Origin of the sequence: Rhodanobacter sp. DHB23 (assembly GCF_014842975.1) — a bacterium.
Classification (GTDB): Bacteria; Pseudomonadota; Gammaproteobacteria; order Xanthomonadales; family Rhodanobacteraceae; genus Rhodanobacter_A.
In genome coordinates this window covers 154459-169367 of the sequence record NZ_JACYXK010000029.1, presented here as the reverse complement: position 1 = coordinate 169367, position 14909 = coordinate 154459, and the positions used below count along the sequence as shown (strand labels likewise).

The 14909-nt window shown below is 69.2% G+C and carries 15 protein-coding genes; 7 read left to right on the top strand and 8 right to left on the bottom strand.

Annotated features, from left to right (window positions below; all coding sequences use genetic code 11):
- The first annotated feature begins 59 nt into the window (after positions 1–59).
- A complete protein-coding gene (locus IHE47_RS15575) occupies positions 60–1664 on the top strand; it encodes a glycoside hydrolase family 17 (protein WP_192107527.1) in 1605 nt (534 codons plus the stop codon).
- Positions 1665–1678: 14 nt separating this feature from the next.
- Positions 1679–2362, top strand: coding sequence for an SDR family oxidoreductase (locus tag IHE47_RS15570; RefSeq protein WP_192107525.1), 684 nt, complete (start codon positions 1679–1681; stop codon positions 2360–2362).
- Here IHE47_RS15570 and IHE47_RS15565 read toward each other — a convergent pair.
- From IHE47_RS15565 to IHE47_RS15545, 5 genes are all read right to left on the bottom strand, one after another.
- Positions 2346–2729 (bottom strand): hypothetical protein, encoded by a 384-nt coding sequence (locus IHE47_RS15565; protein WP_192107523.1) that lies wholly within the window; start codon positions 2727–2729, stop codon positions 2346–2348. The two genes, IHE47_RS15570 and IHE47_RS15565, sit on opposite strands and share 17 nt — an antisense overlap.
- Positions 2726–3505 (bottom strand): endonuclease/exonuclease/phosphatase family protein, encoded by a 780-nt coding sequence (locus IHE47_RS15560; protein ID WP_192107521.1) that lies wholly within the window; start codon positions 3503–3505, stop codon positions 2726–2728. The genes IHE47_RS15565 and IHE47_RS15560 overlap by 4 nt, the downstream gene beginning before the upstream one ends.
- 71 nt (positions 3506–3576) lie before the next feature.
- Positions 3577–4245, bottom strand: a complete 669-nt coding sequence (locus IHE47_RS15555; RefSeq protein ID WP_192107519.1) for a thiol:disulfide interchange protein DsbA/DsbL — start codon at positions 4243–4245, stop codon at positions 3577–3579.
- Positions 4246–4296: 51 nt separating this feature from the next.
- Positions 4297–5190, bottom strand: coding sequence for a thiol:disulfide interchange protein DsbA/DsbL (locus IHE47_RS15550; RefSeq protein ID WP_192107518.1), 894 nt, complete (start codon positions 5188–5190; stop codon positions 4297–4299).
- Between the two features lie 69 nt (positions 5191–5259).
- Positions 5260–5988 (bottom strand): c-type cytochrome, encoded by a 729-nt coding sequence (locus tag IHE47_RS15545; protein ID WP_225562008.1) that lies wholly within the window; start codon positions 5986–5988, stop codon positions 5260–5262.
- Positions 5989–6160: 172 nt separating this feature from the next.
- Between IHE47_RS15545 and yihA the strand changes: the two genes are divergently transcribed.
- Entirely contained in the window at positions 6161–6793 is a 633-nt protein-coding gene (gene yihA, locus IHE47_RS15540) for a ribosome biogenesis GTP-binding protein YihA/YsxC (protein ID WP_192108326.1), read from the top strand.
- Positions 6794–6820: 27 nt separating this feature from the next.
- Here yihA and IHE47_RS15535 read toward each other — a convergent pair whose 3' ends face one another.
- The gene (locus IHE47_RS15535) at positions 6821–7309 is read right to left on the bottom strand and encodes a GAF domain-containing protein (RefSeq protein ID WP_192107514.1); all 489 of its coding nucleotides are present in this window, start codon (positions 7307–7309) and stop codon (positions 6821–6823) included.
- Between the two features lie 58 nt (positions 7310–7367).
- Between IHE47_RS15535 and IHE47_RS15530 the strand changes: the two genes are divergently transcribed.
- The 4 genes from IHE47_RS15530 to dcp all read left to right on the top strand — a co-directional run bounded on the left by IHE47_RS15530 (position 7368) and on the right by dcp (position 11451).
- Positions 7368–8036 carry a TMEM175 family protein gene (locus IHE47_RS15530; protein ID WP_192107511.1) on the top strand — a complete coding sequence of 223 codons (669 nt, stop codon included), beginning with the start codon at positions 7368–7370 and terminating at the stop codon, positions 8034–8036.
- A complete protein-coding gene (bioD, locus tag IHE47_RS15525; protein ID WP_192107509.1) occupies positions 8033–8707 on the top strand; it encodes a dethiobiotin synthase in 675 nt (224 codons plus the stop codon). Before IHE47_RS15530 ends, bioD begins: the two co-directional genes overlap by 4 nt.
- Before the next feature lie 59 nt (positions 8708–8766).
- Entirely contained in the window at positions 8767–9117 is a 351-nt protein-coding gene (locus IHE47_RS15520) for a hypothetical protein (protein ID WP_192107507.1), read from the top strand.
- Positions 9118–9231: 114 nt separating this feature from the next.
- A complete protein-coding gene (dcp, locus tag IHE47_RS15515; protein ID WP_192107505.1) occupies positions 9232–11451 on the top strand; it encodes a peptidyl-dipeptidase Dcp in 2220 nt (739 codons plus the stop codon).
- Positions 11452–11510: 59 nt separating this feature from the next.
- Here dcp and IHE47_RS15510 read toward each other — a convergent pair whose 3' ends face one another.
- Positions 11511–12878 carry a glutamate--cysteine ligase gene (locus IHE47_RS15510; RefSeq protein WP_192107503.1) on the bottom strand — a complete coding sequence of 456 codons (1368 nt, stop codon included), beginning with the start codon at positions 12876–12878 and terminating at the stop codon, positions 11511–11513.
- Positions 12879–13061: 183 nt separating this feature from the next.
- The gene (rho, locus tag IHE47_RS15505; RefSeq protein ID WP_192107501.1) at positions 13062–14768 is read right to left on the bottom strand and encodes a transcription termination factor Rho; all 1707 of its coding nucleotides are present in this window, start codon (positions 14766–14768) and stop codon (positions 13062–13064) included.
- Positions 14769–14909 lie beyond the last annotated feature (141 nt).

Genomic DNA, 14909 nt, shown 5'->3' with positions numbered 1-14909 from the left:
GGGACCGCGGGCATGCCTGATAAGCTGGCGCACCTCGCTCCCGCCCGTTGCAGGCCCGCATGTCGTTTTCGCCCTCGTCCCGCGGCCGTCGCCCCGTCGCCTGGTTGATGCTGGCGCTGCTCGCCCTGCTTGGCGCGGCGTGGTGGTGGGCGGGCGGGCGGCCGGTGGCGTTGCCCGATGCGCCTTCGGCGCGGATCGCCTGCGTTTCCTATGCGCCGTTCCGCGAGCCGGGCGAGACGCCGCTCGATCCCGACGCCTTCGTGAGTCGCGCGCGCATCGAGGCGGACCTGAGCGCGCTGTCCGGACGTTTCGATTGCGTGCGCACGTATTCGCAGGGGCAGGGCTTGTCGGCGGTGCCGGAGATCGCCGCGCGCCACCACATGCAGGTGCTGATGGGCATCTGGCTGGGACGCGATGCCAGGGCCAACGCCGCGCAGATCGCGCTGGGCATCGCCACCGCGCGCAAGTATCCGCAGGTGTTGCGCGGAGTGATCGTGGGCAACGAGGTACTGCTGCGCGGCGAGTTGCCGGAAGCCGCGCTGGCGGCGGACATCCGCGAAGTGCGTGCGGCGTTGCCGCCTTCGATCCCGGTGAGCTACGCCGACGTGTGGGAGTTCTGGCTGCGCCATCCGCGGCTGGCCGATGCGGTGGATTACGTCACCGTGCACATCCTGCCCTACTGGGAAGACCAGCCGGTGCCGCCCGAGCGTGCGATCCGGCACGTCGCGGAGGTGTACGCGAGGGTGAAGCAGGCGTTTCCCGGCAAGCGCGTGATGATCGGCGAAACCGGCTGGCCCAGCGAGGGCCGGGCGCGACGCGGGGCCGCCGCCAGCGTGGTGAACGAGGCGCGCTACCTGCGCGAGTTCCTGCGCTACGCGTCCAGCGTGGACATGCCGTACAACGTGATCGAGACCTTCGACCAGCCGTGGAAGCGTGCACAGGAAGGCACGGTGGGCGGCTACTGGGGCATCTTCGACGTGCACGCGCAGCCCAAGTTCCCGATGCAGGGGCCGGTGGTCGAGGTCCGGCGCTGGTGGCTGGGGTGGCTGGCGGGTGCGGCGGGCGCGCTGCTGTTCGTGCTGTCGGGCCTGCGTCGCCGGCGCTGGCAGCGCGGGCATGGCTGGCTGGCGCTCGGGCTGGCCGGCTTCGCCAGCGGTACGGCGCTGGCGTGGCAGGTGCGGCAGATGATCTACGCGTGCCGCGATGCGTGGGAATGGTCGCTCTCCGTGGTTGCCTGCGTCGCCGCGCTGCTCACCGCCCTGCGGCTGGCGCAATGGCTGGCCGGGCGGCTGGCGGGCGCACCGTTCAAGCCCGCGCCGGCGGGCCGGTTGCGCGCTGCGTGGCTGTTCGTGCTGGCGCTGTACGGCTTGCTGATGGTGTTCGACGGCCGCTACCGCGATTTCCCGCTGGGCCTGTTCGCCCTGCCCTGCGCCGGCTACGCGTTGACGGCGTGGCTGGACGAGCGCCGGCGCATGCCTTCGCGCGAAGCCTTGTTCCTCGCCGCGTGGCTGCCCGTGCTGGCCGGCGTGGTGGTGGCGCTGGAGCTGGGCGAGAACCCGGTGACGTGGCTGTGGCTGCTGCTCAACCTGTCGATCGCCGCGTCGGTGTTCGCCGCGTGGCGGCGCGCGCGTGCCACGCCGGTTATGCTCGACGATCCCCGCTGAAAGGAGTGATGGACATGCGCCTCGACAAGCAACGCATCGTGGTGACCGGTGCCTTCGGCACGCTCGGTGCGGCGGTGGTGCGTGCCGCGCTGGACGCGGGCGCGCGGGTGGCGGCGGTCGACCGCGCGCCAATGAAAGAGCGGATCGGGGCGCAATGCAGTTTTGGTGGCGTGGATCTTTCCGATACCGCCGAGGCGAAGCGCGTCATCGATGCAGCGGCAGAGAAACTGGGCGGCCTTGATGCGCTGGTGAACATCGCCGGCGCGTTCCGCTGGGAGACGCTGGCCGATGGCGATCCCGACACCTGGGACCTGCTCTACCGCGTCAACCTGCGCACCGCGGTGGCGGCGAGCAAGGCCGCGCTGGCGCACCTGCCCGACGGGCGCGGGCGCATCGTCAACATCGGCGCGAATTCGGCGCTGCGGGCCGGCGCGGGCGTGGGCGCCTACACCGCGTCCAAGGCAGGCGTGATGCGCCTCACCGAGTCGCTGGCCGAGGAGCTCAAGCCGCGCGGCATCACCGTCAACGCACTGCTGCCCAGCATCATCGACACGCCGCCGAACCGGGCCGACATGCCCGACGCGGATTTCGACCGCTGGGTGAAGCCCGAGCAACTGGCGGACGTGATCGTGTTCCTGCTGTCCGACGCGGCCAGCGCGATCACCGGCGCCTTGATCCCGGTCACCGGGCGGGTGTGACCGCCGCCGGCGCGCCGTCCGCGCCCTGCAGGTGCACGAGGCGCAGGCTGCCGACCAGCAGGGCCAGCGCGCCCGGTTCGTAGTTGTAGAACTGGAGGGCGAACGCGCCCAGGGCGGCGGCCAGCCACGCCAGCGTGCGCGAACGACGCAGCAGCGAGAGCGCAGCGACGACGACGGCGGCGATGCCGTACGCGTCGTGCAGGAAGCCCGTCACCAGCGCCTGCCGCAGCGCGCACCACGCGGGTGCCTGGGCGGCCGTGCACCGTTCCGCCATCGCGGCCGGCTCGATCAGGCCGTAGCGCAGCCATGCCGCGCCGGCGCCGGCCAGCGCGACCAGCAACCATGGGACCAGGGTGCGTATCCTCATCGGTGTGCTCCGTGATGCGGGGGCAGGCGGATTTCCGCCGCCAGCGCGAGATGATCCGAAAACGCCTGCGGCAGCGTCCACGTCTTTTCCAGCGCCACCGTGGGCGAGGCGAGGATGTGGTCCAGCGCCCGCTTCGGCTTCCAGCTGGGGAAGGTGGGCGTGGCCTGCGCGGGCGGCTGCAGCCGCGAACGGGCGAACAGCTGGCGCATCTCGGGGCTGCCGACGTCGGTGTTGAGGTCGCCCATCAGCACGGCGTGCGGATGGTCCTCGAGGATCTCGGCGATGAAACCCAGTTGCCGCGTGCGCGTGACCATGCCCAGCGAGAGGTGGGCGATCACCACGGCCAGTGCGTGTTCGCCCGAGCCGAAGCGCACCAGCAGCGCGCCGCGGCCGCGGCCGGGCAGCGGGTAGTCGAGCACGGCACTGGGTTCGATGCGGCTGATGAGCCCGTTCGCGGTATGCGACAGCCCGGCCACCGGCCGGTTCGGCTGGTGGCTCCAGTACGGCATGCCGGCGGCTTCGGCGAGGTAGCGGGTCTGGTTGAGGAAGCCGGAACGCAGGCTGCCGGCGTCGGCTTCCTGCAGGCCGATCACGTCGAACTGCGGCAGCAGCGCGGCGAGGCTGTCGAGGTTGGCGATCTTGCGGCGCCCCGGCAGCACGGCATTGAGGCTGCGGGTGACGTATTCGCTGTAACGCTGCACGCTGGCGCCGGCGAGGATGTTGCAGCTCAGCAGGCGCAGGCGTCGTTCGACGGGGGCTGGTGCGGTACGTTCCATGGGGCTGTGTACGGTACACGCGCGGAGCCGCAGCGGGCGTGAATGTCCGCCGCGGCGCCGATCGGGGGGAGTTACTTGCCGGCCTTGTCCGCCGCGTCCAGTTCGCGCTTGGCCAGCCACTGGGCCACCGCGGAGAGCTCGTCCAGCGTCTTCACGTGGGTGATGCGGTACTTGCCGTCGATCACGATGCCGGGCGTGCCGTCCACGCCCCATTTCTGGATCAGCGCAAGGTCGGCCTTGAGCCTGGCGGTGGCTTCGTCGGAGCTGGCCAGGCGCATGAACTCGGCGCGGTTCACGCCCTGGCTGGCGTAGAAGTCGGCGAGGTCGTCCAGCGAGTTCAGCGGATAGTGCTGGGCGAACTTCGCCTGGAACAGTTGCAGGTGGGTGCGGTCCACCACGCCCAGCTTGTCCGCCGCGTAGTAGGCGCGCGCGAACGGCAGCCATTCGTCGCTGAAGGGAGCCGGCACCAGTTCGAACTTCACGCCGGGTGGCAGGGCCTTCTTCAGCTTTTCGGCGATGGGCGCGAACTGGGCGCAATGGATGCAGCCGTAGGAAAACACCTCGGCCACTTCCACCTTGCCGTCGTTGCTGTAGCGCTGGTAGGGCGCGGGCAGGGTCACGTACTGGTCGCCCTCGGTGTACGGCGCCGCTGCATCGGCGCTGGATTGCGCAGTGCAGGCGGTGGCCAGCAGCAGGCCGGTGACGAGGGTCAGGGTGCGCAGGTGGGCGAGGTACTTCATCGGGGGATGCTCGGCGGGGCGATGGGGAATAATGGGGGTCATGGCGCCGGCTTACTTGCCGGCGGCTTCCTTGGCCACCAGCCACTGGGTCAGCTCGATCGCACGCTGCACGCTATGCACGTCCGAGGGCGAGAAGCGGTACTTGCCGTCCACCACGATGGTGGGCGTGCCGCCCACGCCGTAGGCCTTCATGAGGTCGTCGGCCTGCTTCATCTTGGTGTTCACCGAGAAGGAGTTGGCCACCGCCACGAACTCCTTGGGATCCACGCCGTACTTGGCGTAGAACTTCGCGATGTCGGCTATCGTGGGCCATGCGCCCTTGGGCTTGGGCTGGCCGGTGGACAGGTCGTAGGTGGCCGTCTCGCCGGTCTTCCAGGTGGCGTCGAAGAAGGCGTCGTGCGCCTTGGCGCGCACGCCCAGTGCCTCGGCGGCGAAGAAGGCGCGCTGGTACACCGGCCAGTTCTCGTCGGGGCGGAACGCGGCGGGCAGGTAGTGCACCACGGCGTTCGCCGGCAGGGTCTTCTCGATCTGGTCCATCGCGCCGTGGAAGGAATTGCAGGCCGGGCAGGCGTAGGAGAACACCTCGACCACCTCGATCTTGTCGGTGGGGATGTACTTGGGCTGGGCCGGGTCGATGCGGAAGTAATCCTTGCCCTCCACCCACTGGCCGTTGTCCACGAACGGCTGGGCTGGCGCTGCCGGCGTGGCGGCCGCGGCGGTGGCCGCCGCCGCGGGAGCTGCCGCCGCGCTGGCGTCCGCCGCCGGGGCGGTGGTGGTGGCGCTGGCCGGAGCCGTGCCGGCCGTCGCCGGAGCGGTGGCCGGTGCTGCCGGCGCGGTCGCGGTCGTGCTGGTGGCGGCCGGTGCGGCGGTGCCGTTGTCGGTGGATTGGCCGCAGGCGGCCAGCGCCAGCACGGTGGCGCACAGGAACGGCAAACGCTTCAGCATGGTGTACCTCGGGGATGGACAACGTCGGGAGCGGGCGGGCCGGCGCGGGCCGGCGCGCCCGGGGATCGATCAGGGCGTGGCGGCGGGCGGCGGCGTCTGGTCGGCCGCGGTGGCCGGGTGCAGGCCTTCGACATAGCTGGCCACGGCGGCGATGTCGTTCGGGTCGAGCTTCCGGGCAATGCCGGGCATGATCTGCGAATGCACGTCCGTGCCCCAGGCGTCACCATCGTGCCAGGCCTTCAGCTGGGCTTCGATGTATTGCGCGTGCTGGCTTTGCAGCTGCGGGTACTCCGCGCCCGGATTGCCGCGGCCGTCGATGCTGTGGCAGGCCATGCAGGCGGGGATGCCGCGCTTGACGTCGCCCTCGCGGAACAACTGCTGGCCGTGCTCGACCAGCGCCTGGTCGGCCACGCCGGGCAGGGCGGTCTTGCTGGCGAAGTAGGCGCCGACGTCGTGCATGTCCTGCTCGGACAGCGGCGTGGCCATGCCCAGCATGATCGGGTTCTGCCGCTTGCCGCTCTTGAAGTTCTCGAGCTGGCGGACGATGTACTGCTCGCTCTGGCCGGCCAGCTTGGGGTACTGCGGGTCGGTGGAGTTGCCGTCCATGCCGTGGCAGGCGCCGCAGGCGGCGGCCTTGGCCTGGCCCGCGGTGGCGTCGCCGGGCTTGGTCGCGGCCTCAGCGGCGGCGGGTGCGGCCGGGGTGGCGGCAGTGGCGGCAGGTTGCGCGGCCGTGGCGGCCTTGGCCGGAGTGGCCGGCGGCTCGGCGGCGGCCTGCGCCATCGCCGTGCCCGCAGCCATGGCGAAGATCAGGGCCGCGGCAGAGCGCTGCGCTGCGGGTCGAAAACCTGCGAACCGAAAACCCATACACTTCCCCTCCCAGTAACTGTCGAAGGCTGCCATCGCCGGTCGGTATCGGCACCACGGGCAGAACCATCGGATTATCCCCATGCCTTCGCACTCCGGTCAAACCATGCCCAATCCGCTGCACGGCGCGCAATTCGTGCTCGCCGCCCACCGCGTCGACCAACTGCCGGCCGACCTCGGCGCCGAGGTGGCGTTCGCCGGCCGCTCCAACGCGGGCAAGTCCAGCGCGCTCAATGCGCTCACCGGCCACAAGGGCCTGGCGCGGACTTCCAAGACGCCCGGACGCACCCAGCAGATGGTGGCGTTCGCGTTGCCGCCGCTGGCGCAGGGCGAGGGCGAAGCGCCGCTGGTCGCGCGCCTGATCGACCTGCCCGGCTACGGCTACGCCAAGGTGCCCGAGGAGTTGCGCGCGCACTGGAAGCAGGAGATCGACGCCTACCTGCATCGCCGGCAGAGCCTGCGCGGCGTGGTGCTGATCGCCGACATCCGCCATCCGCTGAAGGAATTCGACCGGATGATGCTGGACTTCTGCTTCGCCACCGGCCTGCCTTGCCACCTCCTGCTGACCAAGGCCGACAAGCTCTCGCGCAACCAGGCCGCGCAGGCGCTGGCGGCGATGCGCAAGAGTTTCCCGGACGGCCTGCATGCCACGGCGCAGGTGTTTTCCTCGCCCGCCGGTACGGGCGTGGATGAAGCGCGCGAACGGGTGGCGGATCTGTTGCGCACACCGCGCCTGTAGGAGCGCACGGCAGAGTGCGCCAGGTTGCTACCCGGCGTGCTCCATGAACGCCGCGCACAGCGCCTCCATGCCGGTGCGGTCGTCCGCGTCGAAGCGCGCCACGTGCGGGCTGTCCACGTCCCACACGCCTAGCAGGCTGCCGTCGGCCTTCACCAGTGGCACCACGATCTCCGACTGCGACGCGGCGTCGCAGGCGATGTGGCCGTCGAACGCGTTGACGTCGCGTACCACCTGCGTCTGCCGCGTCTGCGCGGCGGTGCCGCACACGCCCCGGCCCAGCGCGATGCGGATGCAGGCCGGCTTGCCCTGGAACGGCCCGACCACCAGTTCGCTGCCGTCGTAGAGATAGAAGCCGCACCAGTTGAGCCCGGGCAGGCTGTGGAACACCAGCGCGGAGAAGTTCGCGGCGTTCGCGACCAGGTCGTGCTCGCCGGCGAGCAGGCCGCGTGCCTGCTGCACGAGGTCGGCGTAGTGCGCGAGCTTGTCCGCGTAGGCCTGCGTCTTCAGTTCGAACATGGCGTGGGTCCGGTGGCAAAGCACGTATTATGCGCGTGTCTCACGGAGAGGACTCTGCATGAGCCTGGTCGAGCATCGCGAAGGGATCGAGGCAGGACGGCTGGACATGTTCGTGGACGGCGCGTTCGCGTTCACCCTGACCTTGTTGGCCATCGGTGGCGAAACCATCCCGAATACGGCGGAAAAGCTGCTGCACATCCTGGCCGGCGTGCCGGCGGCGGCGCTGTGCTTCGCGCAGATCGCCTGGATGTGGCACGGCCACGTGCAGTGGCGCCACCTGTGCACGCGGTCCACGCGGACCGGCCTGTTGCTCTCGCTGCTGCTGGTGTTCTTCGCGCTGATCTTCGTCTATCCGCTGCACATGGTGTTCGGCTCGGCGTGCTATGGCCTGAGCGGCGGCGTGCTCTCCGGCGATGTCGCAGTGCAGCCCAACGATGCGCGGACGATGTTCGTCTGCTACGGCCTGGCCTATATCGCCATGGCCGGCACCCTGGGCCTGCTCTATCGGCACGCCGCGCGCCTGTGGCCGGCGGGCACCGGGGAACATCGCCAGGCTGGCATCAGGACGGTGATGTGGTCCATTCCGGCCGCGATCGGTTTGCTCTCGGCACTGACTGCGCTGTTGGTGCCGAAGGGGCTGCTGTCGCTGGCGGGTTTCGAATACGCCCTGCTGGGCCTGACCGGCCCGGTGATCACGCGGTACAAGCGCAGGTACCCTGAGGGATGAGCGCGGCGCTGTTCGTCGCCGGCACCGATACCGGCATCGGCAAGACGCATGCCGCCTGCACGCTGCTGCATGCGCTGCGCGCCAGGGGTTTGCGCGTGTGCGGCATGAAGCCGGTGGCCAGCGGCTGCACGGAGACGCCTGACGGATTGCGCAACGAGGACGCCCTGGCCTTGCTGGCGGCGGGCAGTGCGCCGTTGCCGTATGCGCAAATCAACCCGGTGGCGCTGCGCCAGCCCCTGTCGCCGCACCTGGCGGCGGCGCACGAAGGCGTGACGATCGCGCTACCGCCGTTGCGCGCCGCCTTCGACACCTTGCGCGCTGGGCACGACGCCGTGGTGGTGGAAGGCGTGGGTGGCTGGCGCGTGCCGCTGGCGCCGGGGCTGTTCGCCTCGGAGATCGCGAGGCAGTGGAACCTGCCGGTGATCCTGGTGGTGGGGTTGCGCCTGGGTTGCCTCAGCCACAGCCTGCTCAGCGCCGAGGCGATCCTGGCCGACGGCTGCCGCCTCGCCGGCTGGATAGCCAACCGCATCGACCCGTCGATGGAGGCGGTGGAGGAAAACCTGGCCACCTTGCGCGAACTGCTGCCCGCCCCCTGCCTCGGCGTGTTGCCGCATGGCGTGGGGCCCGCACAGGCGGCCGCATGGCTAGCCCCGGCCGGGCTGGTCGATTGAATTCACGTCCGGCATGCCTGCCCGTGCGCATGCTGGCGGGGACCCGCAGGGAAGAAGCCATGAACAGCCGCAACCACTATTACCTCACCATCGCCAACATCGCGCAGGCGCGCGGCAGCGACGCCGCATTGAGCTGGAGCGGCGCCGGTCCTGCCGACTTCGCCGCCGCGCTGGAGGAGGCGCTGCACAGCCCGATGCTGTTCGAGCGCTGGCGCGCGCGGCAGCCCGAGCCGGACGAAGTGGATCCCGCGCTGGGCGCCACCGATGCGCAGGCGCAGGTGCGCGCACGGGTGGCGGACCTGCACGTCGAGGTGGACGTACTCACCTGCCTGCCGATGAGCCTGCTGCGCCAGCGCCTGAACTGGCTGATCGGCACGGCGTGGCAGTTGCACGATGTGCGCCCGGCCTGAAGCGGGCGGCGGCTTCGCTGCACTGCGGCTGGCGGAGCCGTGGCGCTGTCGTTACATTCGGCGGTCGACGTTTCTTTCTGACCGCGCCTCGCGCGCACCGACCGGGAATACCCCATGCTCCGTCTACGTGCCCTCGTCATCGCCACCAGCATCGCCCTCGCCGCCTGCTCGCAGGGCCCGGACGGTGCCGGCCAGTCCGCACCGGCGCCGGCTTCCACCGCGCCCGCCAAGTCCGCGAGCACGGCCGCGCCGGTGGCCGACGTGAACGCCGCCAATCCGTTCTTCGCCGCCAGCACGCTGCCGTTCCAGGCACCGGAGTTCGACAAGATCAAGGACGGCGACTACCAGCCGGCGATCGAGAAGGGCATGGCCGACCAGCTCGCCGAATGGCAGAAGATCGCCAACGCCCCCGACGCGCCCACCTTCGAGAACACCTACGTGGCGCTGGAAAAGAGCGGTGCGCTGCTCGACCGCGTGATGATGGTGTTCAACGGCGTCACCAGCGCCAACACCGACGATGCACTGCAGAAGGTGCAGGAGGAAGAGGCGCCCAGGCTCGCCGCGCACCAGGACGCGCTGTACCTCGACAGCAAGCTGTTCGACCGCGTGCAGAAGGTGTACGACCAGCGCGACTCGCTCAAGCTCGATCCCGAGTCGCTGCGCCTGGTCGAGGTGACCTACCGCAACTTCGTGCACAACGGCGCCAAGCTGTCCGATGCCGACAAGGCCAAGCTGAAGGCGCTCAACCAGCAGGAATCCACGCTGGAGGCGCAGTTCAACAACAAGCTGCTCGCCGCCGCGAAGGATGGCGCGCTGGTGGTGGACGACAAGGCCAAGCTCGCCGGCCTGCCCGACGAGGACATCGCCGCCGCCGCGCAGGCCGCCAAGGATCGCGGGCTGGACGGCAAATGGGTGGTCGTGCTGCAGAACACCACCCAGCAGCCGGCGTTGCAGTACCTGACCGACCGCGACACCCGCAAGGCGCTGTTCGAGGCCTCGTGGAACCGCGCCGAGAAGGGCAACGCGGACGACACCCGCGACATCATCGAGCAGCTGGCGCAGCTGCGTGCGCAGGAAGCCAGGCTGCTGGGCTTTCCGAACTACGCCGCGTGGACGCTGCAGGACCAGATGGCGAAGACGCCAGAAGCCGCGATGGGCTTCATGGAGAAGCTGGCCCCCGCCGCGGTGGCCCGCGCCAGGCAGGACGCCGCCGAGATCCAGGCGCAGATCGACAAGGACCAGAAGGCGCTCAACCAGCCCACCTTCAAGCTGGAGCCGTGGGACTGGCAGTACTACGCCGAGCAGGTGCGCAAGGCCAAGTACGACATCGACGAGTCGCAGATCAAGCCGTATTTCGAGCTGGACAACGTGCTGCAGAACGGCGTGTTCTACGCCGCCAACCAGCTCTACGGCCTCACCTTCAAGGAGCGCAAGGACATCCCGGTGTACAACCCGGACGTGCGCGTGTTCGAAGTGTTCGACAAGGACGGCAAGTCGCTGGCGCTGTGGTACTGCGACTACTTCAAGCGCGACAACAAGAACGGCGGCGCGTGGATGGACAACTTCGTCGGCCAGTCCAAGCTGCTCGGCACCAAGCCGGTGATCTACAACGTCGCCAACTTCACCAAGCCGGCGTCCGGCCAGCCCGCGCTGCTGTCGTGGGACGACGTGATCACCATGTTCCACGAGTTCGGCCACGCCCTGCACGGCATGTTCGCCGACGAGCAGTACCCCACCCTGTCCGGCACTGCCACCGCGCGCGACTTCGTGGAGTTCCCCTCGCAGTTCAACGAGCACTGGGCCAGCAACCCCAAGGTGTTCGCCAATTTCGCCAAGAACTACCAGACCGGCGCGCCGATGCCGCAGGCGCTGGTGGACAAGATGCAGAAGGCCGGCAAGTTCGACAGCGGCTACGCGATGACCGAACTGGTCGCCGCCGCCATGCTCGACATGAACTGGCACATGCTCGGCGCCGACGCGCCCAAGCAGGACGCGGACAAGTTCGAGGCCGAGGCGCTGAAGAAGGACGGCGTGGACCTCAGCTACGTGCCGCCGCGCTACCGCTCCAGCTACTTCCTGCACATCTGGAGCAACGGTTATTCCGCCGGCTACTACGCCTACCTGTGGACGCAGATGCTCGCCGACGACGCCTTCGTGGACTTCAAGGAGCACGGCGGCCTCACCGCCGAAAACGGCCAGCGCTTCCGCGACATGATCCTCTCGCGCGGCAACACCGTGGAATTGTCCAAGCTCTACAAGGACTGGCGCGGCCAGGATCCGGACATCGAGCCGATGCTGGAGAACCGCGGGTTGAAGGATGCGCCGAAGAAGTAAAGCGCCGCGTCATGTACCAGGAAAAAGGCCGGCATTGCCGGCCTTTTTCATTGGCGGGATCAGTATGCGAATTCCTTGAACACCGGGTCCACGCTGCCGCCCCACGCGCCGTGGAACAGCTCCAGCTTGCGCTCGGCAGGCGTCTGGCCAGCCTCGACGATCTCGAGCAGCGGTTCGAGATAGATGCGTTCGTCGGCGCCATTGCGGTTGAGCTGCGCGCGGCGCTGCAGGCCGTGGGCGGCGATCTTCAACGTCTCGCGGGCCAGGTCGCGCACCGTGCCGTGGCGGAAGGGCAGCTTCAGCGCCTTTTTCGGCACACCGTTGCGCAGGGCGCGGCGTTCGGCCATGGAGAAATCCTTGACCAGGTCCCACGCCGCATCCAGCGCCTCGTCGTCGTAGAGCAGGCCCACCCACAGCGCGGGCAGGGCGCACAGGCGGTTCCACGGGCCACCGTCGGCGCCGCGCATCTCCAGGTACTGCTTCAGCCGCACCTCGGGGAAGGCGGTGGTGAGGTGGTCGGCCCAGTCCTTCATGGTGGCCTTCACGCCCGGGGCGGCGGCGAGTTCGCCAGCCATGAAGCGCTTGAAATCCTGCCCGGCGAGGTCGATGTAGCGGCCGTCCTGGTAGCTGAAGTACATCGGCACGCCCAGCGCATAGTCCACGTAGCGCTCGTAGCCGAAGCCGTCCTCGAACACGAAGTCCAGCATGCCGGTACGGTCGGGGTCGGTGTCTTCCCATACGTGCGAGCGGTAGGACTGGTAGCCGTTCGGACGTCCGTCCGTGAACGGCGAGTCGGCGAACAGCGCGGTGGCGATCGGCTGCAGGGCGAGGCTGGTGCGGAACTTCTTCACCATGTCGGCTTCGCTGGAGAAATCCAGGTTCACCTGCACGGTGCAGGTGCGCGTCATCATGTCCAGGCCGAGGTTGCCGACCTTGGGCATGTATTCGCGCATGATCTTGTAGCGGCCCTTGGGCATCCAGGGCATCTCGTCGCGCCGCCACTTCGGCTGGAAACCCATGCCGAGGAAGCCGACGCCCATCGGGTCGGCGATGGAACGCACCTCGTCCAGGTGCTTGTTCACCTCGCAACAGGTCTGGTGGATGGTTTCCAGCGGCGCGCCGGAGAGCTCCAGCTGGCCGGCGGGTTCCAGCGTGATGTTGGCCTTGTCGCGGACCAGCGCCACGGGGAATTCGCCTTCGCGGGCGATCTCCCAGCCGTAGCGCGCGGCGATGCCTTCCAGCAGCGCGCGGATGCCGCGTTCGCCTTCGTAGGTGGGCGGCCGCAGGTCGTCGGTGCGGAAGCCGAACTTCTCGTGCTCGGTGCCGATGCGCCAGGCCTCGCGCGGCTTCTCGCCGGCGGCGAGGTAGTCGATCAGCTGCTGGCGCCCTTCGATGGGCGTGCTCTTGACGGCGCTGGGGATGGACACGGGCGCGACCTCGCGGGGGGGAGCACCGACTATGGAGGCACCGCGTGGCGGCGAAAAGGGGTTGACGGAAAATTTTTGTACGGGGCGGTACAGGAGATTGCGGTTGGCGAGCCGCGGGGATTGAAAACGACAAGGCCGGCACGAGGCCGGCCTTGTCGCTGATGCCTGCGGAGGGAAGGGCCCTCAGCGCTTCATCGAATTGAAGAACTCGTCGTTGGACTTGGTGTTCTTCATCTTGTCGAGCATGAACTCCATCGCGGCCAGCTCGTCCATCGGGTGCAGCAGCTTCCGCAGGATCCAGATCTTGGCCAGCATGTCCGGCTCGATCAGCAGGTCCTCGCGGCGGGTGCCGGAGCGGTTGATGTCGATGGCGGGGTAGACGCGCTTCTCGGAGATGCGGCGGGACAGGTGCACTTCCATGTTGCCGGTGCCCTTGAACTCCTCGTAGATCACCTCGTCCATCTTGCTGCCGGTGTCGATCAGCGCGGTGGCGATGATGGTGAGGCTGCCGCCTTCCTCCACGTTGCGCGCGGCGCCGAAGAAGCGCTTCGGGCGCTGCAATGCGTTGGCGTCCACGCCGCCGGTGAGCACCTTGCCGGAGCTGGGCACCACGGTGTTGTAGGCGCGGGCGAGGCGGGTGATCGAGTCGAGCAGGATCACCACGTCGCGCTTGTGCTCGACCAGGCGCTTGGCGCGCTCGATCACCATCTCGGCGACCTGCACGTGGCGCACGGCCGGTTCGTCGAAGGTGGAGCTGATCACCTCGGCGCGCACGGTGCGGGCGATCTCGGTCACTTCCTCCGGGCGCTCGTCCACCAGCAGGATGATCAGGTGGGCGTCGGGGTGGTTGTACTGGATCGCCTGCGCGATGTTCTGCAGCATCATCGTCTTGCCGGACTTCGGCTGCGAGACGATCAGGCCGCGCTGGCCGCGGCCGATCGGCGCGACCAGGTCGAGGATGCGGCCGGTGATGTCCTCGCTCGAACCGTTGCCGCGCTCCAGCTTGAAGGCCTTGCGCGGGAACAGCGGGGTGAGGTTCTCGAACAGCATCTTGTTCTTGGACGCCTCCGGCGGGTCGCCGTTGATGTCGTCCACGCGCAGCATCGCGAAGTAGCGCTCGCCCTCCTTCGGATGGCGTACGCGCCCGGTGATGTAGTCGCCGTTGCGCAGGTTGAAGCGGCGGATCTGGCTGGGGCTGACGTAGATGTCGTCGGGGCCGGCCAGGTAGCTCTCGTCGGCCGAGCGCAGGAAGCCGAAGCCGTCCTGCAGGATCTCCAGCACGCCTTCCGCCCAGATGCCGCCGCCGGAGCGGGCGTGCGCCTTGAGGATGGAGAAGATCACGTCCTGGCGGCGCGCGCGCGCCACGCCCTCACGGATGCCCAGCGACTCGGCGTAGGCAATGAGCTGCGGCGCCTTCATGCGCTTCAGCTCGGTGAGGTTGATCAGGCGGTCGTCGGCGCCCGGGTCGGCGTTGTCGTCGTCCACCGGCAGGCCGTGCGGGTTGTTGTAGCGCGGATTGTTGCCGCCGCCGCTGCCGCCTTGCTGCGGGCGCTGCTGGTTGCGTTCGTGGCGGCGGCGACGGCCGCGGCCTTCGCGGTCGTTGCGGTTGTTGTTGCCGTTGTTCTGGCCCTGCTGCTGTGGGTTCTGCGGCTGGCCGCCTTCGCGCGCCTCGGGCGTGGCGGAAGCGTTGGGCTCGCCGGCAGGTGCAGCGGCTGGCGCCGGTGCCGGGGCTGGTGCGGGCGCCTCGAACAGTGGCGCAGGTGCGGCGGCTGGCGCTTCGCCGGCGGACTTGGCGCCGCGCGGCTGGCGTCGCGGTGTGCGCGGACGCGACTCGGTCGGGGTCTCGGCGCCGCCGGCGTCGTTCGGGATGGTGCTATCGGTATCGGACACGGGCAAACCTCACGGGGCGCCGTTGGGAAACAGGAGGGAAGTGTGCGTCGCGCCAGGGAGGGCGCAGGGGGATCATGAGGATCCCGACGGACGCGGAGGGCAATCTAGCATCCGCCGCGCGTGGCCGTAAAGCACTGCGCG